Here is a 20825-nt window from a genome sequence, read left to right as displayed (position 1 = left end):
AGCGACTGCCAGATAAACCCGAATAGATAGCGAGAGAAATAACCCATGACTGAGGTTAAAAAGCCACTGGGGATTACCGATGTAGTCCTGCGCGATGCTCACCAGTCACTGTTCGCCACCCGCATGCGGCTCGACGATATGCTGCCCATTGCGGAGAAACTGGACAAGGTTGGCTTCTGGTCTCTGGAGTCCTGGGGCGGGGCCACCTTCGATGCATGTATCCGTTACCTGGGTGAGGATCCCTGGGAGCGGATCCGTGAACTGAAAAAGGCCATGCCGAATACTCCACAGCAGATGCTGTTCCGCGGCCAGAATATCCTTGGCTATCGCCATTACGCCGATGACGTGGTGGAGAAGTTTGTCGAACGCGCTGCGGAAAATGGTGTGGATGTATTCCGCGTATTCGACGCCATGAACGATATGCGCAACCTGCAGACGGCCCTGAAGGCTGTGAAGAAGCAGGAGCGGCACGCCCAGGGCACCATCTCTTATACCGTGAGTCCCGTTCATACCATGGACCTGTGGGTAGACCTGGGGCGCCAGATCGAAGATATGGGCGCAGATTCCATTGCCATCAAGGATATGGCGGGCCTGCTGCGCCCGTACGAGGGTTACGAGCTGGTCAGGCGGCTGAAAGACGCGGTGGATATTCCCATCCACATGCAGTGCCATGCCACCACCGGCCTGTCGACTGCTACCGCGCTGAAGTGTATCGAGGCGGGAATTGACAATATCGACACCGCTATCTCTTCCATGTCCATGACCTACGGCCATAGCCCCACAGAATCCGTGGTTGCCATTCTCGAGGGGACCGAGCGGGATACCGGGCTGGATATCAACCTGCTGGAAGAGATTGCCGCATACTTCCGCGAAGTGCGGAAGAAGTACGCCAGGTTTGAAGGTTCCCTGCGCGGGGTGGATTCACGCATCCTGGTCGCCCAGGTACCGGGTGGCATGCTCACCAATATGGAGAGCCAGCTGAAAGAGCAGGGCGCCGGCGACCGACTGGATGAAGTACTGGAGGAAATTCCCCGCGTGCGTGAGGACCTGGGCTTTATCCCCCTGGTGACCCCCACCTCGCAGATCGTCGGTACCCAGGCGGTGCTGAACGTACTGACCGGAGAGCGTTACAAAACCATCTCCAAGGAAACTGCCGCGGTGCTCAAGGGCGAATATGGCGCTACAGCGGCGCCCGTGAACAGCGAGCTGCAGGAACGCGTACTGGAGGGCGGCGAGCCGGTAACCTGTCGCCCTGCCGACCTTCTGGAGCCGGAGCTCGACAGGCTCACCGGTGAGCTGAAGCAAAAAGCCAGCGATGAAGAGATCTGGCTGGAACAGGGCGAGCGCGAGATCGACGACGTGCTGACCTATGCGCTCTTCCCGCAGATCGGCCTGAAGTTCCTCAAGAACCGGGACAACCCGGACGCTTTTGAGCCGGTGCCCACCGGCAATGAGGGTAGCGCGGTTACCAATGACAAGGGCGAAGAGGTCTATACGGTCTCCGTCGAGGGCCAGAGCTATACCGTGACTGTAGCCGACGGCGGTGACCTGACCGGTATTGCACCGGTGGGCAGCGGCGGCAGCACGGCGCCATCAGGTTCTGGGGCGGCCCCCACCTCCGGCGGCGAGCCGGTGTCCGCACCGCTGGCCGGCAATATCTTCAAGGTACTGGTAAAACCCGGTGACCAGGTGACCGAGGGACAGACCATCGTTGTCCTCGAGGCGATGAAGATGGAAACTGCGGTCAGTGCGCCGCGGTCCGGTGCGGTGACGGAAGTGTCAGTAAAAGAAGGCGATTCTGTCGCCGTGGGCGATGCCCTGCTGAAGATCGCTTAAACGGGGGCATGTGTGGATAACCTACTTAATCTCTGGCTGGCCTCCGGCGCTTACAAGATGTCGAGTGGCCAGTTCATCATGATCCTTGTGGGACTGGCGCTGCTGTTCCTGGCCATCCGCAAGAACTTCGAGCCACTGCTGCTGGTTCCCATCGGTTTCGGCGGCATACTCGCCAATATCCCTGGTGCTAACCTGGCCCTGTCCGCGGCAGAAACCGCACTGGTATCGGGCGACCCGGAAATGCTGCGGCAGATGGCCCAGTTGCTGGGGGTTGGTGCCACTGACTCCCTGTATGCACTCAAGGAGGCGCTGGCTAATGCCCCGGCAGCCTTACAGTCGCGGGCGGCGGAGCTGGCGACGGATGCCGGTTTCAATAACGGCATGCTGTACAACTTCTACAACGTGGCAATTGCCTCCGGTGTGGCGCCGCTGGTGATTTTCATGGGCGTGGGCGCGATGACGGACTTTGGCCCGCTGCTGGCCAATCCCCGTACCCTGTTCCTGGGCGCGGCGGCCCAGTTCGGTATCTTTGCCACGGTACTGGGCGCGGTGGGGTTATCAGTGGCCGGGATAATGGATTTCTCCATTGCTGATGCGGCGGCCATCGGTATTATCGGCGGCGCGGATGGTCCCACGGCAATTTACGTATCCAGCTTGCTGGCTCCGGACCTCCTGGGTGCCATTGCAGTAGCCGCATACTCGTATATGGCCCTGGTACCCCTGATCCAGCCGCCCATCATGCGCGCGCTCACCACCCCCGAAGAGCGTCGTATCGAGATGGTGCAGCTGCGCCATGTGACCAAGCGGGAGAAAATCACCTTTCCCCTGCTGCTGTTGATCCTGGTAGCCCTGTTCCTGCCGGACGCGGCGCCGCTGCTGGGGATGTTCTGCTTCGGTAACCTGATGCGCGAGTGCGGCGTGGTAGCGCGCCTGTCCGATACCGCCCAGAATGCGCTGATCAATATTACCACCATCTTCCTCGGCCTCTCCGTAGGCTCCAAGCTGGCAGCAGACAAATTCCTGGACCCGAAAACACTCGGGATCCTGGCGCTGGGTATCGTGGCCTTTTCCATCGGCACTGCGGCGGGCGTATTGATGGCCAAGCTGTTGAATGTCTTCAGCCAGAACAAGGTCAACCCCCTGATTGGTTCCGCTGGTGTATCGGCGGTGCCCATGGCGGCGCGCGTATCCAACAAGATCGGGCTGGAGGCCAATCCGCACAACTTCCTGCTGATGCATGCCATGGGCCCGAACGTGGCTGGTGTGATTGGTTCGGCAGTGGCTGCCGGTGTGATGATTACCATGGTGCGGGCAATGACTGGCTGATTGGCCTTTTCCTGCCTCGAAGTGAAAGGGCGAACCAGGTGGTTCGCCCTTTTTGTTATCTGCCTGACTCAGTGAAAAGTTCTTGGCGGCCCGATTAATGGGGTCTTCACTGGCTTGGCGGCACCCGGTACGATCACAAATGAATTAGCCCCTGGATTGGTGCTGTAGAACAGTGGCCCGTCCTTGCGCCAGTTGTTGAGCAACCAGATATTGCCGGAGGGGTCGATAGCCCCTCCGGTAATTCGTTCCAGGGCGTCACTGGTGTACCCGGTGTCGGGGGAGATCGCGTCCCCGAGGCCCAGCCCATGGGGGCAGCTGCCAATGCCACAGAGGCGGGTGATGCCGGTATCCGGCCACTCCTGGTCGTCGTCGGCGTCCTCTAGTGGCACGCGGCCGAAATTGAACACCCACAGGGTATCTTCGCCGTCCACTGCGCTGCCCCAGGGTATCGTCAGCCCGCCGCGCTGGTTGAATTGCTTTGGTTTGCCTCCGTCCGCGGGGTAAAAGATTACCGAGGGATTCTCTCCACCCTGCGAATCCAGCGGGTCGATACAGACGATATTGACGGTATCAGAGCTGGATACCCACATGTTTCCCCGGCTGTCACTGGAGATCCCCATCGGCCAGGAAACCGAGACCTGTGAGGAATCGACGGTATCGACTGAACCGTCGAGGGACACGATATAGATTTCCTGTGCTTTGTTGCCGGTTACCCAGGCGCGGCCCTGTGGGTCGATGGCAATGGCGAAGGGTTTCAGCAGCGGGGATTGCGAGTCGGGTTCGGTACCTCCGCCGGGCAGTGCAATGTTGCGGGCCAGCCAGGGGTTCCCCTCCGGAATGACAGTGATGCTGTCACTGCCACAGTTCGCGACCCAGATATTGCCTTTGCGGTCTGATACTGTCGCCTGGGGCCAGAATATCTTCCCCTGCGTGAACCCCCTGAATGGTGATATCGGGACGCCATTCGGAAGGAATAGGGACACACTGTTATGGGTCGCTGGTATCTTGTTCCCGGGGGCAGGTGGGATGGTGCCGTCGGCACAGGCCTCTGCCTCAAACCCAAAATTTCCTACCCAGATATTGCCCCTGGTGTCCAGGGTGATACCGTACCCGGCGCCACTCAAGCCGCCGCCGAAGTACGGGGAGCCGGGAAAGGTCTCACCCCAGGGAAAGAACTTGAGCAGGCGCTGGCCAGCACAGGCAAAATCCGTGGGGGCGGCCGGGACATAGTTGTCATTGATCCAGGCAAAGCCGCGGTGGTCGAGGGCGATATTACCCGGGCCGTTGATCAGGTTGTCATTATCCTGCTCGCTGTACTGGCCCCCGGTAAACTTCAGGAACAGCAGCCAGTTTGTCGGGCGTTCAAGGCGCAGCGGTCGGTAGATCGGTGAAGCGAGGGACAGCAGGAAGATCGGGTCATCTGCGTCCTTCGGGTAATTGGGATAAGACGGGTACCTTGTTAGGTTTGCGAGCGCCTGCAACACGGTCTTCGGGCGCTCGCCACCTGCTGGCGTGGTAGCGGCAAAGAGCAGCTGGCAGTAACCCGCATCTGCGATACAGGCGGCCACCACGTTGGCCAGGGAGTTGAAGGTCCTCAGGGTTGAGGTGTCTGTGCCATTGGGGGAGTTCGCCAGCACCGAAGCCAGGGCACCGGTGCGGGGGTTGGCCATATTCGCGGCCATGCGCACGGCATTGAGCATACCGTAGCGGTTTCCCGAGATACTCTTTTCGCCAATGAACTGGGCAAAGGCGGTGCCGGTGGCGACAGTGGTGCGTTCGTTGATTTCTATCTGCCGCGGGAGCCGGCGACCAGACCCGATTGCGCTGGCCAGCATCGCTGTGTGTTTTTTTGCGATGACATAGTAAATGGGATCAAGCCTGTGTGAGAGGATCAGTGGCAAGCGAAGGTGCAAGTCGAATTTCCCATCCAGCCGGGAAGTAGTGGTATCGAGCACCAGGTCGTAACCGACCCCGGGGTACGTAACATGGAGGCTAACCCGGTAACCTGCGAGCGGGTTGCCATTGCCGCTCAGGCGTCCGGCAATACGCTGTTCCCGGCCCAGGATTGGCCCGAGTCCCTGAGGGAAGTTTTGCTGTGGATCTGCCGCAGGCTGTTTTTCACTGGCAACAACCTGTAGCGCTGCCGTAAGCAGGCCCAGTAACAGGAGCAGGGAAAAAAGCTGGGGCAGGATCTGGCTGCAGGAACTGCTCGACGGGAAACTGCGGACATCATCCATGAGTCGTACTTCCTAATGCTTTCCTCTCCAGTCACTGCCCGGTACCAGAGCTGCAATTTAACTCCCGCCGGGCACCTGAAATCAGTATGGCACAGGCCTGCCACCGGGAGACGATTCCCGGCGGAAGGCACTGTATCGTCAGGTCATCAAGAAGGGCATGGAGTACATGCGTTTGCCAGTCGCTGCGGTAATCGCGTTACCGACTGAGGGCGCCAGGGGAGGCAGGCCCGGTTCGCCGAGTCCGGTGGGGGTGCCGGTGGAAGGGACAATATGGACTTCGACCTCCGGCATATCCGCGATGTGGGTGGGAATAAAGTTGTGAAAATTACTCTGCACGACCCGGCCTTTATCCAAAGTTATTTGATTACGCAGTAGGGTGGAGAGGGCGAAGCCGACGGCGCCCTCCACCTGCGCAGCGACAATATCCGGATTGATGGCAGTACCGCAGTTAACCGCCGCCGTGATTTTCCGGACCTGGAAGTCGCCCTCACCGGCGTCCACCTCCGCGACCAGGGCAACCGGGGTGCCGAACGATTTGTGGAATGCCAGGCCGCGCTTATCACCGGCACCCCGCCAGCTTGTCTTCTCGGCGACCAGTTGCAGCACGGACTTGTCACGCTCATCCTCGAGTAACTGCAGGCGAAATTCCAGCGGATCCTTGCCGGCGAGCTTCGCTAGCTCATCCAGGGTGGTTTCCATAACATGGGCAGTATGGGTATTACCCACCGAGCGCCACCAGTTGACGCTGACCGGTGATTTCGCGTTGTATGACAGGACGGAAAAATTGTCGATCTGGTAGGGCGTATCGGCCACGCCCTCGACACTGCTGTGGTCCACGCCATCCTTGACCATGAAGGACGTGAACGGAGTCTCGGTGCTGGCAAAGATCGACTGTGTGACAATCTTGTGTTGCCAACCGGCGATATTACCATCTTTATCGATCCCGGCCTCCACCCGGTGGAGTACCATCGGCCGATAGTAGCCGCCCTGGATATCGTCCTCGCGGGTCCAGACAAGCTGAATCGGCGTCTTTTCCTTTATCGCCTTACTGATCGAAGCCAACTCTGCGACCCAGTCACCGACTGCGGTGCCGCGGCGACCGAAACTGCCACCGCCCAGGGTGGTGTGTATTGTTACTGCTCCCGGCTCGATCCCCAGGGTTTTGGCCAGCACGTTGGTATCGATCGTCTGCAGCTGGCTGCCGCCCCAGAGCTTGGCCTTGTTGCCATCGAATTCCAGCACCCCATTCAGTGGCTCCATTGGCGCGTGCGCAAGGTAGGGGAAAAAATACTCCGACTTTACTTTCTTCTCCGCGCTGGCAAGTGTGCCGGTGGCATTGCCCCGGTTGGCCGCCACCAGCCCCTTGCCATCGGCGAGCTTGCCGTATTCCGCCTGGATTTCGTCGGTGGAACGGGTCTCGGCATTTGCCGAGTCCCACTCGACCTTCAGGGCATCGCGACCACGCAAAGCGCTCCAGGTGTCCTCAGCCACCACTGCAACACCGCCCGGGACTTTTACCACCTCGCGGACGCCGGGGACTTTCTTGCTGGCACTGGCATCGAAGTTCTTCAGGGTGGCGCCGAATAGTGGCGGGCGCGTGATAACCGCCCGGCGCATACCCGGGCGGCGTACATCCAGTCCGAACTGGCCGCTGCCATCGGTCTTGCCGCGGGAGTCGATGCGTGGCAGTTGCTTGCCGATCAACTTCCAGTCCCCCGGCGCCTTGAGTGCCGGTTTTTCGGGGACCGGTTGTTGCATTGCCTCCTGGCCCAGCTCGGCAAAGGTGGCACTTTTGCCAGATTTGTGGGTGATGGTGCTGTTCTCGGCTTTAAGCTCCGCCTCCGGCACCCGCCACTTTTCAGCAGCGGCGGCCAATAGCATGGCCCGCGCTGCAGCGCCGGCCATGCGCATCTGCTCCCAGGAGTTGTGCATGGAGCTGGAACCGCCGGTGCCCATCATCGGGCCGAAATCCAGATTGTTGTAGACACTGGTGTCGTTTGGTGCGAAAGCAAAGCGCATTTTCGACCAGTCGGCTTCCATCTCTTCTGCCAGCAGCGTGGCCAGGCCGGTGGTGACGCCCTGGCCCATTTCCAGGTGCTTGCTGATCACGGTGACCCAGTTGTCACTATCGATTTTTACAAACAGGTTGGGCTTATGGATCGGGGGCGCATTGTTGGTGGGCTGCTGTGCCAGTGCGCGGCGTGAAAAGGGCACATGGCAGGCGAGCAGGAATACTGTGGCTGCAGCCGAACCCCGCAGGAAGCGGCGGCGCGACGGGGAACTGAGTCCGGCTTCTGCGTCGGTATCGTTCATGCCTCACCCCCGGCTTTTTTGGCTCCCTGGTGGATGGCTGCGCGGATGCGCTGATAGGTTCCGCAGCGGCAGATATTGCCGACCATACTGCTGTCGATATCCGCGTCCGTGGGTGAGGGGTTCTTGGTCAGCAGGGTTATGGCGGACATAATTTGCCCGGACTGGCAGTAGCCGCACTGGACCACGTCCAGGTCGCGCCAGGCACCCACCACGGCCTCGGCCACCGGACCGGACACGCCCTCGATGGTGGTGACTTTCTTGCCGTCGACATCACCCACCGTGATCGAGCAGGAACGCGCCGCCTCTCCGTCGATGTGCACAGTGCAGGCGCCGCACAGGGCCCGCCCGCAACCGAACTTGGTACCTGTCAGGTCGAGGTGATCCCGTAGCGCCCACAACAGCGGCATCTGCGGATCCACATCCAGTTCCCGCTGCTCTCCGTTGATCTCCACACTGATCATGCTGAGTCCTCACTTTGCTCTTGCTGTGGGCAGGGTGTGCCGGCCGCCACCCAGGCCCTGAACACCTCCATGAACTTGTCGTGCTGGATTGGAACCGGCTCGCGGTCGGCACCGGGCTGCCAGCCCCACAGCACCAGCGGGTCCTCTCCCATATGCTTGGCCAGGTCGTCCGGGGTCCGCCCACCATTGCGCTTGGGATCAAGCAGCTGCTGGCAGAGCTCGGCCGTCGAGAGGCCCGACCAGTTCATCGACTCCGGCGCCAGGGACCAGTGGGGGGCGCCGGGAACTCCCGAGGCCTGGTTGTTGCCAGACTTGTGACAGTTACTGCACCGCATGGCCGCAACGCCCATATTGTCCGGCCCGCGTTCTACCCGCGGGATATGCGGGCGACCGTCGCCCTGCAAAGGCATTTCGACCTGGTGGCAATTGAGGCAGCGTGGATGCGTCAGTACGCTGGCGATCTGTTGCCAGTGATCACCGTCCTGGCTTGCCCGGGCAGGGGGGGGGTTGTCCGGCCTTTCGGCCTTGCGCTCTCCACAGCCTGCAACGAGTAGCAGGGCTGCTAGGGCGAGGGTGGCAGCGGGGCCGACCCGTTGGGAGGGGGGCAGGGGCGAAGGCCACCCGTATTCATGTCGCAAGTCCATGTTGCGAATCCCGGTTGTTGTAGGGTTGGGAAACAGTAACCAAGCGGTGGCGACCGTGACAGGTTCGCGGGCGAACTCAGGTGGCAACTAACGCCGTTTGAGCCCGGGGGTGGATACCCGTGCCGAACGGGCAATGACCGGGGAGTCCGGCTGCAGCGGGATATGGGGGGCGCGTGATATGATGGGCGCCTGTTTTTACATGACTGGGTGCCAAGGGGCGCCGAGAGGAGCATATATGTCCTGGCTTGGGGCCGGCATCGGGGCCGGTATCGGGTTAATGTTTGGCGGTCCCATTGGCGCCGCACTGGGCGCCTGGGTCGGCAGTTCGTTCGGGTCCGGGCTCAAGCGGGTTGGCCACAATGCGGCACTCGGGCGCGACGGGGCCCAGGCGGTGTTTATCGTTACCGTATTCTCCATGCTGGCCAAGATGGCCAAGGCCGATGGGCAGGTGAGCCGGGCCGAGATCAACCTGATCGAGGAGTTCATTGCCAATAACCTGCGCCTGGGCGCCGAGGATCGCAAACAGGCGATCCAGATTTTCCAGAACGCCAAGTCCGATGGCTACAGCATTTACGACTATGCCGAGCAATACCAGCAACTGGTCCGCAACCAGGCCATGCGCGAAATGGTTTATCGCCTGCTCTTTGCCGTTGCCCATGCAGACGGGGAACTGCATGCAGCAGAGGAGGATATCCTGCGGCGCATACCGGAGTACCTGGGCCTGCACGCTTCCATCTTTGCCGCCATGCAGGGCGAGTTCGGTCGCCGCGGCCCCGCAGCCACCGGTACCCTGGAGCAGCACTATGCGGTGCTGGGCTGCTCGCCAGATACCAGTGACCGCGACCTTAAGCTGGCCTACCGGCGCAAGGCGGCGGAATTCCACCCGGACAAGATTGCCTCCAAGGGGCTGCCGGAGGAGTTCATGCGCTACGCCGAGGACCAGATGAAGAGCGTCACCGTGGCTTACGACACCATCATGGAGGCGCGCAAGAGCCGCGCGGTTTCCTGAGTACAGCATTGAGGAGGTAACGCATGAGCCTGGCCAGGCAAATTGAGACCAAATTGTTGTCCGCTTTTGATCCTGAGCATATAGAGGTGGAGTGTGAGAGCCACCTGCACAATGTGCCAGCAGGCTCCGAAATGCATTTTCGCGTGGTGCTGGTGAGCGAGGCTTTTGCGGGCCTGCGCAAGGTGCAGCGGCACCAGCGAGTATACGGTGTACTGGCCGACGAGATGGCGGGGCCGGTGCACGCCCTGGCCCTGCATATCTTCAGCCCCGAAGAATGGCAGGGACGGGCACCGGATAGCCCCCAGTGCCTGGGCGGCGGGAAGCACTGATCGATTGCCCGCAGCGGTTTGCCACCATTATTTACTGTCCCTCCTGGCGCGCCACCTCATGGCGCGCTTTTGTTTCCGGATGACGTTGATGCTGAAGTCATTCCGGGACTTGCCCCGCCAAATTTGACGCGAAACTCATTAAGTTGCCGCAATTTTATTTTTCTATTCTGGCGCACGAATTTTCTTAAAAGTATTTATCGCGCCAAAAGAAATATTCTGCTGACAGAATTACGCAAAAGTTCCACTTTTGCGGTGAGAAGTTGGATGTTTTTTCTACAGGGGTGTCTTTGCCTGTCTAGACTGAAAAGTGATTGGGTTAATTGCTGTTCAATTTGCCGAATATCAATGGAGTAAGACCTATGAAAATGACGCGCATTCTGACACCTCTGGCTATTGCTGTATCTGCCATCGTTGGAGCGCAGCAGGCCGTGGCCGGCCCGTCCGGCTATGCACCGCCCGCCGGACCGGTACCGATTTATCATGCCGGTACCGCAGTGGTTCGCCTGGGTGCCGGTTATGTCGATCCGGATTCCACTTCCAGCAACCTGAGGAACCCGGACATTTTCCCGGAGTATTCAGGCCTGAAATACGACCTGGATGACAACACCACCTGGCAGTGGAGTGCCATGTTCATGCCGATTGACCACTTCTCAGTGGAATACGGCTACGTCGGCGAGTCCGATCATGACCTGGAAATCCGCCGGCTGGGACTGCTGGAGCGTGAGGACCTGCAGGGCAACCGTCGTAACCTGGGCAGCCTGGAGCGGACTTCCAGCACCCTGATGGTTAACTGGTTCCCCGTATGCCAGGAGTCCTGGGTTCAGCCCTACATCGGCTTCGGTGCTGTCTACACGGATTTTGACAGTGTTACCGTACGCGAGCCGGTCAATGAACTGCTGGTGCAAGTCGGTGACGCAATCGGCCCGGGCCGGGTCAGCGTGGATGATACCTGGGGCTGGGCAGGCCAGATCGGCATCGACATCATGTTCGGTCGCGAGAGCAACTGGCTGGCCAATGCCGCAGTGCAGTACCACGATGTGGAAACCACTTCGAGCCTGCGTTACGCAGTCCGCGGCCTGGACAACTCTGGCGATGAGCGGACTTTCTATAACACCGTGAGAACGGACCTGGATGTGGATCCCTGGGTATTCAACCTGGGTATCGGCTACAAGTTCTGAGTAGCCTCCCAATCCGGAAAAAGGCGCTTCGGCGCCTTTTTTCGTTGTGCGGCCAAAAACCGCAGGTACAGCCTGGTGACTCACCCGTTACTGGGAAAACTGAATTGTGCGCCCTCACGCAGTCCCGAAGCGGGCCAGCGCTGGGTGACTGTCTTGCGCCGGGTGTAAAAGCGCACCGAGTCGGGACCGTAGGTACCCAGGTCCCCGAAAAGTGACCGCTTCCAGCCGCCGAAGCTGTGATAGGCTGCAGGGACAGGCAGCGGCACATTGATGCCCACCATGCCGATACGAATATGATCGGAGAAATACCTGGCCGCCTCGCCGTCCCGGGTGAACAGGCAGGTGCCATTGCCATATTCGTGTGCATCGATGATATCCATGGCCTCTTGTAGCGTTGCCACCCGCATCACGCAAAGTACCGGGCCAAAGATCTCCTCCCGGTGTATCACCATGTCCTCGCGTACCCGGTCGAACAGGCAGGCGCCCAGGTAGTTACCTCCCTCCAGACCGTTCACTTTGCGGTCGCGGCCATCCACTACCAGTTCCGCTCCCTCCCCGATGCCGCGATCGATATAGCCCAGTACCCGCTCCAGGTGGGCTCGGGTTACCAGTGGGCCCATATCATTGTCGTTATCCCTGCCATCGCCGAGCCGCAGGCCGGCAATCTGGTCGCGCAGCTTGCTTACCAGGGCATCGGCGGTGGCATCGCCCACCGCCACCACCACGGAAATCGCCATGCAGCGTTCGCCGCTGGAACCGTAAGCAGCCCCCATGAGCGCACTGGCGGCATTGTCGAGATCCGCGTCGGGCATGACGACGGCGTGGTTCTTGGCACCGCCGAGTGCCTGTACACGCTTGTGGTGGGCGGTGCCAGTGGTGTAGACATACTCGGCCACCGGCGTTGACCCGACAAAGCTTACCGCGTCCACTCGCGGGTCAGCCAGGAGTGTGTCCACGGCTTCACGGTCGCCGTTGACGACATTCAGGACACCGGCCGGGACGCCGGCCTGGTGGCCGAGTTCAGCGATCAGGAGTGCGGCGCTGGGATCGCGCTCCGAGGGTTTCAGTACAAAGGTATTGCCACAGGCAATTGCCATGGGCCACATCCACAGGGGCAGCATCGCGGGAAAGTTGAATGGTGTAATCCCCGCACACACACCCAGGGGCTGGAATTCACTCCATGAATCGATGGCCGGTCCGACATTCCTGCTGTGTTCGCCTTTCAGCAGCCCGGGGGCGCCGCACGCGTACTCCACAACTTCGATGCCGCGCTGCAGCTCGCCCATGGCATCGTTCAGTACCTTGCCGTGTTCACGGGTAATCAAGGCGCAGATCTCGTCGGCATTTTGCTCCAGCAGGTCCTTGAGGCGAAACAGGATCCGGGCCCGCTTGATCGGCGGGGTATCGCGCCACTGCGGAAATGCGGCCTGTGCTGCGCTGATGGCCTGTTCGACAGTTTGCCGGTCTGCCAGGGTGACGGTTGCCGTTATCTCGCCGGTGGATGGGTCGACAAGTTCCTGCTCTCGCCCGGTGCCGCGGGTGCGATTGCCATTGATCAGCTGGGTGATGTTATCCATGGTGCTGCTCCCTCCAAAATATCCGTGTTCGAATACTGCTTGCAGGGGCGGCCGGCTAGCGCGACTGGAGCCCGGGGTAATGCGGGCGATAAAGGGGGACCAGAGTCGTGTTATATCGGTCGCCGAAGCAATTTATGCTTGTGCTGCAGCGAGTTTAGGAGTGCCGCTGCGGATCGGCAACGGCACGGGTTTGCGGTGCCCATGGCCCGGTGGCGGGAACCTGTGGTTATTGCGCGGGCTGGGGGGCAAACCCCTGCAGCACCTCGAGGAAGTCGGCGCCAAAGCGGGCCAGCTTGCTGTCGCCGACGCCGGAGATTGCCAGCAACTCGACCTCGCTCTGAGGTTTCGCTGCGACCATTTCGCGCAGAGTGGCGTCGTGGAATACCACGTAAGGAGGAACGCCCCGCTCGTCGGCGAGGCGTTTGCGGCAGGCACGCAGGGCCTCCCAGAGCGGTTGGTCGGCGGTGTCGATTTCCGTTGCAGAAGTTGTACGGCGTTCGCCGGGCCCCTGGCGGGCGGCGGCTGGCAGTTTGCGTAGCTGGATTTCTTCCTCACCTCGCAGGAGCGGGCGACAGGCCTGGGTCAGCTTGAGGGCGCCAAAAGCCTCGCCGTCCACCTCCAGGTAGCCGCGTACAACCAACTGGCGGACAACACCGCGCCACTCGGCAGTGCTGAGTTCCGTGCCAATGCCCCAGGTGGAGAGCTGGTGGTGATCAAAGCGGTGAATTTTTTCGCTGTTGCTGCCGCGCAGCACATCAATCACATGGGCGGCACCGAAGCGCTGGCCGGTGCGGTATACACAGGAGAGCAGCTTGGCGGCAGCCTGTGTACCGTCCCAGGTCTCTGGCGGCTCGAGGCAGGTGTCGCAGTTGCCGCAGGGCCGGGGCAGCTCCTCGGCAAAATAGCGCAGCAGGGCCTGCCGGCGACAGCTGGTGATCTCACACAGCCCCAGCATGGCATTGAGGCGCCCCCGCTCGCCGCGCTTGTGCTCCTCGCTGCCCTCGGAGCCCGCCATCATCTGCCCGAGCTTTACCACATCCTCGAGCCCGTAGAGCAGCAGCGCTGTTGCCGGTTCACCGTCGCGTCCGGCGCGGCCGGTTTCCTGGTAGTAGGCCTCGACACTCTTGGGCAGGTCGAGGTGGGCGACGAAGCGCACGTCCGGTTTATCGATGCCCATGCCGAAAGCGATGGTGGCTACCACGATCACACCTTCCTCGCGCAGGAACTGCCGCTGGTGCGTGGCGCGGGTGTCCGCGGGCAGCCCGGCGTGGTAGGGCACGGCGGTGAAGCCCTGCTGGCACAGCCAGTCCGCGGTGTTTTCCACCTTGCTGCGCGACAGGCAATAGACGATACCGGCATTGCCCTGCTGCTCGTCGCGCAGGAACTGCAGCAGTTGCCGCCGCGGGTTGTTTTTCTGCGCAATCCGGTACTGGATATTGGGGCGGTCAAAGCTGCTGACGAAGTGCCGGGCGGACTCCAGGTCCAGGCGACGGGCAATTTCCCCGCGAGTGCGCTGGTCCGCTGTGGCGGTAAGCGCGATACGCGGCACGTTCGGGAACTGCCGGTGCAGGCAGTCGAGTTGCAGGTAGTCGGCACGGAAATCATGTCCCCACTGGGAGACGCAGTGGGCCTCGTCAATGGCAAACAGGGATAGCTGGACCCGCTCAAGCAGCCCCAGCGTGCGTGGCTGCAACAGTCGTTCCGGAGCCAGGTAGAGCATGTCCAGTTCGCCGTGCAGCAGCTGGGTCTCGATATCCTGGGCCTGGTCGAAGGGCAGGGAGGAGTTCAGGAATGCGGCACGAACCCCGGCCGCCTGCAGGGTTTCCACCTGGTCCTGCATCAGGGCGATCAGGGGCGAAATCACCACTCCGCAACCCGGGCGCGCCAGTGCCGGGATCTGGTAGCAAAGCGACTTGCCACCGCCGGTGGGCATCAGCACCAGCGCGTCCCCGCCCTCCATCAGGGTGGAAATGACTGCCTCCTGGGGGCCGCGGAAATCGGCAAAACCAAAGGTATGTTCGAGGACGTATCGGGGGGATGGGGGTGCCTGGGTACTCATGGGCGGCAGTATAACGCGCGGCGGCACTGCCGTCGCCGGCGCTTGAAACTAATGAATGACAGTTATGTCGGCATGAGTGTTCAGTGAGCGGGTGAAATGGTTCACAATAATGTCGTGAATTGAGTCTCCCGAGGCCTTTGGACGGTCTATAATTGACCGCCGCAGACATAGACAAGGATAAGCCTATGCGCGCTGTAATCACGATTTCCCTGCTGGTGGGGATACTCGCAGGATGCGTTGCCACCTCCCCCCGCAACCTGGTCCAGTCGGGCCTTGCTGATACTCACCTGGGCTGGCAGCCGGCACCGGAAAACCAGCTGGCTTTTTCCCTTGCCACCGCTTCGGGTATTGCCCGGATCGAGCTTCGGCCCCTGCCGGGTGAACTCGAGGTCCTGTCCCTGGACATGCCGGGCATGGAAAAGGTGGAGGGAGTCCAGTGGCTGGGCAGCGATGGCGGTCACGCCATGCTCTTCAGCGGTGTCCCGGAGGCGACGGGTGTTACCCTGGAGCGCAAGCCCCGGGGATTCCGGCTGGTAATCGCCGGGGAGGCCCTGGAGCTGATTCGCGGCGGCGGTGTGCTGACCGTGATCGATTACTACCGGGGCTGACTGCCGGTGTTGGGTCCCCCGGTCGCTTTCCGGTCTTCCCCAGCGGAGCCTGTGCTGGCACCAGTGGCAAACCCCAGGCCCTGCGGCCGTATCAGGTAGAGTCGCGGCCAGTACTTGCCGGTCACCCACAGCGCATTGCGCTGGCGATCCCAGGCAATCCCGTTGGCGACGGTGCCCGGCTGACGCACGTCGGGTTGCAGGGCCGCCAGGTCCACCTGTCCCCGCACCTCGCCGGTTTCCGGATCGATGGCGATAATCCGGCTGTCCTGCCAGATATTGGCCCACACGAGTCCGTGGGCATACTCCAGTTCATTCAGGTGCGACCAGTCGCCATCCCCGCCGTGTACCTGGAGGCGGCGCTTGATGGCGAACGTGTCCGGGTCGCGGAATGTCAGCTCGTCACTGCCGTTGCTCATGATCAACAGCTCGCCATCGGTGGTCAGGCCCCAGCCTTCACCGGCGTAATGGCGGGTGCCCAGCCGCGACAGGTCGTCGCTGCGGTAAACCTGTAATTCCCCCGCGCGCCAGGTCAGCAGGTAGAGCTTGCTGCCCAGCACTGCCAGTCCCTCGGCAAAGCGGTTGGCCGACAGCCACTGGCGCCGTACCGGCGACTTGCCCGGATCGGTATACTGGGCCAGCCATGACTGCCCGTAGCGGCCACTGCTCTCCCACCAGCGCTCACCATCGTAGTAGAGCCCCTGGGTAAAGTGGTCGGTACCGCGATCGCGCTGCTCCAGCAGTACATAGTCGTGCTGTGGTACTGGCGATTCGGCCATCACGCCGCCAGCGAGCAGGGCGGCCATAAGTGTAATCAATCTTCGCATCAGAACTGGCATATGACCCGAATAAAAGCGTTTATCACCCTGACTCTCCTCGGTGGCCTGGCGGTGGTACTTCCCATCGTGATTTTTGCGCTCCTGTTCCAGTGGCTGTTTGGCCAGGTCAGTGACCTGGTGGCGCCAGCGGTACAGTGGCTGGAAGCGCATACCCGGTTAAAGGATACCCTCGCCAGGCTGGTGGTAATAGCCGTGATACTGGGTGCCTGTTTCCTGATCGGGCTGGCGGTCAAGACCAGCGTGGGTCGCTGGCTGCACCGCCACCTCGACCTGTGGCTGGGACGGCTGGCGCCCGGCTATAACACCATCAAGGACCTGGTGCTGCAGTTTATCGGCGGCGGTGGCGGGGAGGGGGTACTGTCGGGGCAGGTGGCGCGGGTGCGGATCCACGGGATCGATAATCCGCTCTCGGTCACCGCAATCGTCACCTCCCGGCACGACAACGGCGATTACACCGTCTATGTCCCCACCGCACCGGTGCCCACCTCCGGGTTTGTATTCCATGTGCCGCCGGCATGCGTGGAGTTCCTGCCGCACGTGAGCGTCGAGGCCGCAATGAAATCGATTGTTGCCTGTGGTTCCGGCAGCGGTGTGTTGTTGGCGGAGGCCAGTACTTCCGGAAACGAGGCCGCTGCCGGTACCGCTGTGCGGGAGTGATCTTCGGGGTCAGCCGTCGCGGTTCCTGCCCAGGGCGCGAATCGCAAACCGCGCCGGATGCAGGGCCCTGGCCAGGCCTGCGGTCACCGGCAGGGGGTGTCCCAGCAGCCAGGCCGATACCGTCTCCGCTGCCAGTGGCGCATAGGTAAAGCCACGGGAGCCCAGTCCCCCCAGTACAAACAGGCCCGGGTAATAGGGCGTGGTGTGGGGAATCAGCTGCTTGCGGTTTTTACGCAGGGCAGCATAGCTCTCCCCCAGTGCATCCCAGCGCGGCACCGGGCCCGCCATCGGCAGGTAATCCGGCGTGGCGGCACGTACCGCGGCGCGTCCCTCCAGGTGCTGTGGCGCAAATTCCCGGGCCACCCGCGGCAGCATGCCCGCCAGGGTCTCCAGGTTTTCCCGGTGTTCGCTTTGCCGGGTCTCCGTTGCGGTCTCGCGGAGTTTGAAGGTGGCGCCGAAGCTGTGCCAGCCCCCGGCGGCCGGCGCAACATAACCCTCTCCGCAAAGCACCCGCTGCAACCTGCGCGAAGATTCGCCCTCGGCGGCCCGGGAAACCTGGCCGCGAATCGGATTCAGGGGCAGGGGAGCGGTCTGTGCAAAGCCCGCCAGGCCGGTTGCGCTGCAGACTACGACGGCACCGGCATGGTGGTCGTCCTTCCCGGCACGCAGGGTCCAGCCACCGCGGTCGTCTCCTTCCAGAGTGTCGATCCGGGTATTGCATTGCAGCTGGATATTTTCGTGAGCGAGCAGGGTCTCGCAGACCCGGCGCGGCTCCAGCCAGCCGCCCCCGGGAAAATACAGCCCGCCGAAGTCCAGCGGCAGTCCCGCCAGTTCACCGGCCTCGCGGTCGTCCACCGGCCGGGCCAGGCCCGTCGCATCGTGATGGCGCAGCCAGACTGCCACCTGCGCCTGCAGTGCGGCTTCTTTTTCTGTCTGCGCCAGTTGCAGCATACCGCAGGGGTGGAACACACCTGGGCAGTAACGCCGGTAGTAACGCAGTGCGAACATCAGCGCGTGCAGGTTGAAGTCACCGTTGGGTCCCGGTTTGGGTGAAAGCTTGGCGTACAGGATGCCCTGGTCATTGCCGGACGCACCCGCCCCGGCGTGGTCGCCCTGCTCGAACACCAGCACCCGCCGACCCTGTTCCGCCAGGTTCCGGGCCACCGCGGCGCCGGAGATACCGCCACCGATCACTGCCACGGCAGCGGCCCCATCGCGGGGGGATTTCCCCACTGGTGGCAGATGCCACGGGGTTGCCGAAAACCCTGGTGCGGCCCCTGCAGCACTGGTGAGGCGGCCGCGCAGCATTTCGCGCTTGCGGCCGAAGCCGGGTACCTTCTCGATCCCGAAGCCGACATCCTTCAGGCCGCGCTTGACCAGCCCGGCGCAGGTAAAGGTGGCGAAGGTGGCCTCCGGATGGCTGAGGGCGCTGATCTCGCGAAACAGGGATTCGCTCCACATGGCGGGATTCTTGGACGGGGCAAAGCCGTCCAGGAACCAGGCGTCTACCTGCCGGTCCCGTGCCGGGTCCTCCAGTCGCAGGGTGCGAAAGGCTTCGCTGGCCTCGCCGATTACCAGGGTGAGGCTCACCCGGTCGAACAGCAGGCGGTGTACACCGGTAGCCAGCAGGGGCGGGTAGGCCTCCACCAACTGGTCGGCATAGGTCGCCAATTGTGGCCATAGCGCCAGGGCCCGGGACAGGTCGCGGGGATGGAGCGGGTATTTCTCCACGGAAATGAAATGCAGGTGCGCATCCGCCGGGGCTGTTTCTTCCCACAGTGCGCGGGCGGCGAGGAAATTGAGCCCGGTACCGAAGCCGGTCTCGCCGATGGTGAAGGTCGCGGATGGCGGCATTTCCCGCCAGCGTTCCCCGAGCCCGTTCTGCTGCAGGAATACATAGCGGCTCTCTTCCAGGCCCGAGGCACTGGAAAAGTAGACGTCGTCAAACGCGCGCGAGAGTGGCTGGCCGTCTTCGCGCCAGGCGATCTCCGCGTGCCCGCTGCCGCGCCGGTCCGTCACTGCTGCAGCCCGAACTCGCGCATGACCTGTTCGCACCAGCGGGCAATGCGGTCTTCCGACAGGTCGAATTCGTTTTCCTCGTCCAGGGCCAGGCCGACAAAGTGGGTCCCATCGGCTGTCAGTCCCTTGGACTCCTCGAATTCATAGCCTTCGGCGGGCCAGTAGCCCACTGCCCGCGCGCCCTGTGCCACCAGCTGGGCGTGCAGGTAGCCCAGGGCATCCTGGAACCATTGCGGGTAGCCCTCCTGGTCCCCCAGGCCGAACAGCGCGACGGTCTTGCCCTGCAGGTCCAGCCCGGCCAGGTCCTCCCAGGCTTCCTCCCAGTCTTCCTGGAGCTCGCCGTAATCCCAGGTGGGAATGCCGAAGATCAGGAAGTCGTACTGTTCGGCGAGGCGGATATCGTCTTCGGCCACATTGTGGAGGTCGATCCACTCGGCGCCGATGCGGTCACGGATTTTCTCCGCGGCCATTTCGGTGTAACAGGTGCTGGAGCCGTAAAACAGTCCGATAGGTGCAAGCATGTTCCGATTCAATTCTGTGTCATTGGGCGCCGGTAAAACCCAGCTGGCGCCAGGCCTCGTAAATTACGATGGCCGCGGCGTTCGACAGGTTGATACTGCGGCTTTGTGGGCGCATGGGGATTCGCAAAGTGTTTTCCGGGCCGGCGGCGGTGAGAAAATCCGCCGGCAGGCCCCGTGTCTCCGGGCCGAACACGATGGCATCGCCTTCGCGGTACTGGATTTCAGTGTGGGGGCGCTGGCCCCGGGTGGAGAGCGCCAGAACCCTGGGCGGCCGCTCAGTGTCCAGAAAAGCCTGCCAGTCGCGGTGTCTGACGACGCGGCTGTATTCGCCGTAGTCGAGGCCCGCGCGCCGCAGGCGTTTGTCGTCCATGGTAAAGCCCAGCGGCTCGATCAGGTGCAGCTCTGCGCCGGTATTGGCGCAAAGGCGGATGATGTTGCCGGTATTGGGGGCTATTTCTGGCTGGTACAGGACGATCTTGAACATTGCGTCTGCTTGTCGGCGGCGTCATTGCGACCGGCACGGGACTCCGGCCCCGGGAAGGGCCGGCCCCTTCGAGGCGCGGATTATTTCACAGTTACTGGGGGGAGGCGATCTCCTCGCAGTCGATTTCGACCCCGAGTTCGTCCGCTATGCTGTCCAGCTCGTCCTGCAGGCCGTCCAGGTCCATATCGCCCGCTACCTGGATCACGCACTCGGCGGTAAACAGTGGCTCACCGCTCCAGGGCGTGCTGTCATAGCCGGTATCGAGCTGTTCCATGTTGATATGCCGGGCCGCAAGGGCGCGGGAGATCTCCCGCACGATGCCCGGGCGATCGTTGCCCACCAGCTTGAGGGTCAGTGTCTGCCGGTCGCCGGCAGCCACCGCTGACGCTTCCTCGATCTGGAGCTTGTAGCCCTCGACGGACAGCGCTACCAGGGCATCCTTCAGTGGCTGGCAGGAGTCGCTGGGCACGCTGACCCGCAATATGCCGGCAAACTTGCCGGCGAAGTGCGCCATGCGGCTGTCCTCCCAGTTACCGCCCTTATCCGCGATAACCGCAGAGAGTTTCTCCACGACACCGGGCTTGTCGTCACTGATGAGGGATATCACGAGATGCTGTTGCATGGCAGGGTCCTTCAGGTTAATTCCGTAAGCTGGCGCCCGATCTGTCAGGCCATCGGCATGCCAGCGGCCATTAGTATGGGCCAGCCGGCCGGGTTACACTCAACCTATT

General features: G+C 62.1%; 18 protein-coding genes. 7 read left to right on the top strand and 11 right to left on the bottom strand.

Translation table 11 applies throughout. From position 1 onward, the window contains the following. The first annotated feature begins 45 nt into the window (after window positions 1–45). On the top strand, window positions 46–1836 hold the full coding sequence (gene oadA / locus LVD10_RS03505; protein ID WP_233005693.1) for a sodium-extruding oxaloacetate decarboxylase subunit alpha: 1791 nt from the start codon (window positions 46–48) through the stop codon (window positions 1834–1836). Between the two features lie 12 nt (window positions 1837–1848). After that, window positions 1849–3162 (top strand): sodium ion-translocating decarboxylase subunit beta, encoded by a 1314-nt coding sequence (locus LVD10_RS03500; protein ID WP_233005692.1) that lies wholly within the window; start codon window positions 1849–1851, stop codon window positions 3160–3162. 68 nt (window positions 3163–3230) lie between these two features. Here LVD10_RS03500 and LVD10_RS03495 read toward each other — a convergent pair whose 3' ends face one another. The 4 genes from LVD10_RS03495 to LVD10_RS03480 all read right to left on the bottom strand — a co-directional run bounded on the left by LVD10_RS03495 (window position 3231) and on the right by LVD10_RS03480 (window position 8817). Beyond that, window positions 3231–5399 carry an NHL repeat-containing protein gene (locus LVD10_RS03495; RefSeq protein ID WP_237061865.1) on the bottom strand — a complete coding sequence of 723 codons (2169 nt, stop codon included), beginning with the start codon at window positions 5397–5399 and terminating at the stop codon, window positions 3231–3233. Between the two features lie 138 nt (window positions 5400–5537). Continuing rightward, window positions 5538–7712 (bottom strand): xanthine dehydrogenase family protein molybdopterin-binding subunit, encoded by a 2175-nt coding sequence (locus LVD10_RS03490; RefSeq protein ID WP_237061864.1) that lies wholly within the window; start codon window positions 7710–7712, stop codon window positions 5538–5540. Then, entirely contained in the window at window positions 7709–8173 is a 465-nt protein-coding gene (locus LVD10_RS03485; protein ID WP_233005686.1) for a (2Fe-2S)-binding protein, read from the bottom strand. Before LVD10_RS03485 ends, LVD10_RS03490 begins: the two co-directional genes overlap by 4 nt. Next, complete coding sequence (locus LVD10_RS03480) at window positions 8170–8817, bottom strand: hypothetical protein (RefSeq protein ID WP_237061863.1); 648 nt, start codon at window positions 8815–8817, stop codon at window positions 8170–8172. Before LVD10_RS03480 ends, LVD10_RS03485 begins: the two co-directional genes overlap by 4 nt. A 235-nt stretch (window positions 8818–9052) precedes the next feature. On the opposite strand from LVD10_RS03480, the gene djlA reads away from it, so the two are divergent. The 3 genes from djlA (at window position 9053) to LVD10_RS03465 (ending at window position 11333) form a co-directional block, all read left to right on the top strand. Then, window positions 9053–9826: a co-chaperone DjlA gene (gene djlA, locus LVD10_RS03475; protein ID WP_237061862.1), complete on the top strand. Its 774-nt coding sequence runs from the start codon at window positions 9053–9055 to the stop codon at window positions 9824–9826. A gap of 23 nt (window positions 9827–9849) precedes the next feature. Next, window positions 9850–10155: a BolA family protein gene (locus LVD10_RS03470; protein ID WP_233005683.1), complete on the top strand. Its 306-nt coding sequence runs from the start codon at window positions 9850–9852 to the stop codon at window positions 10153–10155. Between the two features lie 359 nt (window positions 10156–10514). Then, entirely contained in the window at window positions 10515–11333 is an 819-nt protein-coding gene (locus LVD10_RS03465; RefSeq protein ID WP_237061858.1) for an OmpW/AlkL family protein, read from the top strand. A gap of 80 nt (window positions 11334–11413) precedes the next feature. Here the strand turns inward: LVD10_RS03465 and LVD10_RS03460 are convergent, their stop codons facing one another. Together LVD10_RS03460 and recQ are read right to left on the bottom strand one after the other, a co-directional pair. Then, window positions 11414–12910: a CoA-acylating methylmalonate-semialdehyde dehydrogenase gene (locus LVD10_RS03460; RefSeq protein WP_233005681.1), complete on the bottom strand. Its 1497-nt coding sequence runs from the start codon at window positions 12908–12910 to the stop codon at window positions 11414–11416. Between the two features lie 226 nt (window positions 12911–13136). Continuing rightward, the gene (recQ, locus tag LVD10_RS03455; protein WP_233005680.1) at window positions 13137–14969 is read right to left on the bottom strand and encodes a DNA helicase RecQ; all 1833 of its coding nucleotides are present in this window, start codon (window positions 14967–14969) and stop codon (window positions 13137–13139) included. A gap of 185 nt (window positions 14970–15154) precedes the next feature. Here recQ and LVD10_RS03450 point away from each other — a divergent pair, with 185 nt between their 5' ends. Next, complete coding sequence (locus tag LVD10_RS03450; protein WP_237061856.1) at window positions 15155–15577, top strand: hypothetical protein; 423 nt, start codon at window positions 15155–15157, stop codon at window positions 15575–15577. Here LVD10_RS03450 and LVD10_RS03445 read toward each other — a convergent pair. Continuing rightward, window positions 15565–16380 carry a glutaminyl-peptide cyclotransferase gene (locus LVD10_RS03445; RefSeq protein WP_237061854.1) on the bottom strand — a complete coding sequence of 272 codons (816 nt, stop codon included), beginning with the start codon at window positions 16378–16380 and terminating at the stop codon, window positions 15565–15567. The genes LVD10_RS03450 and LVD10_RS03445 overlap by 13 nt on opposite strands. A 33-nt stretch (window positions 16381–16413) precedes the next feature. On the opposite strand from LVD10_RS03445, the gene LVD10_RS03440 reads away from it, so the two are divergent. Then, complete coding sequence (locus LVD10_RS03440; protein WP_233005677.1) at window positions 16414–17070, top strand: DUF502 domain-containing protein; 657 nt, start codon at window positions 16414–16416, stop codon at window positions 17068–17070. A gap of 9 nt (window positions 17071–17079) precedes the next feature. Here the strand turns inward: LVD10_RS03440 and mnmC are convergent, their stop codons facing one another. The 4 genes from mnmC to LVD10_RS03420 form a co-directional block, all read right to left on the bottom strand. Next, on the bottom strand, window positions 17080–19089 hold the full coding sequence (gene mnmC / locus LVD10_RS03435; protein WP_237061852.1) for a bifunctional tRNA (5-methylaminomethyl-2-thiouridine)(34)-methyltransferase MnmC2/FAD-dependent 5-carboxymethylaminomethyl-2-thiouridine(34) oxidoreductase MnmC1: 2010 nt from the start codon (window positions 19087–19089) through the stop codon (window positions 17080–17082). Continuing rightward, on the bottom strand, window positions 19086–19610 hold the full coding sequence (gene fldB, locus LVD10_RS03430) for a flavodoxin FldB (protein ID WP_237061850.1): 525 nt from the start codon (window positions 19608–19610) through the stop codon (window positions 19086–19088). The genes mnmC and fldB overlap by 4 nt, the downstream gene beginning before the upstream one ends. Window positions 19611–19629: 19 nt before the next feature. Next, on the bottom strand, window positions 19630–20094 hold the full coding sequence (gene trmL / locus LVD10_RS03425; protein ID WP_237061848.1) for a tRNA (uridine(34)/cytosine(34)/5-carboxymethylaminomethyluridine(34)-2'-O)-methyltransferase TrmL: 465 nt from the start codon (window positions 20092–20094) through the stop codon (window positions 19630–19632). A 91-nt stretch (window positions 20095–20185) separates the two neighbouring features. Further along, window positions 20186–20716, bottom strand: a complete 531-nt coding sequence (locus tag LVD10_RS03420; protein ID WP_233005673.1) for a glycine cleavage system transcriptional repressor — start codon at window positions 20714–20716, stop codon at window positions 20186–20188. Window positions 20717–20825 lie beyond the last annotated feature (109 nt).

Origin of the sequence: Microbulbifer zhoushanensis, from assembly GCF_021729055.1 — a bacterium.
Taxonomy (GTDB): Bacteria; Pseudomonadota; Gammaproteobacteria; order Pseudomonadales; family Cellvibrionaceae; genus Microbulbifer; species Microbulbifer zhoushanensis.
The sequence above is the reverse complement of the archived record's forward strand: the minus strand, read 5'-3'. Positions and strand labels throughout refer to the sequence as shown.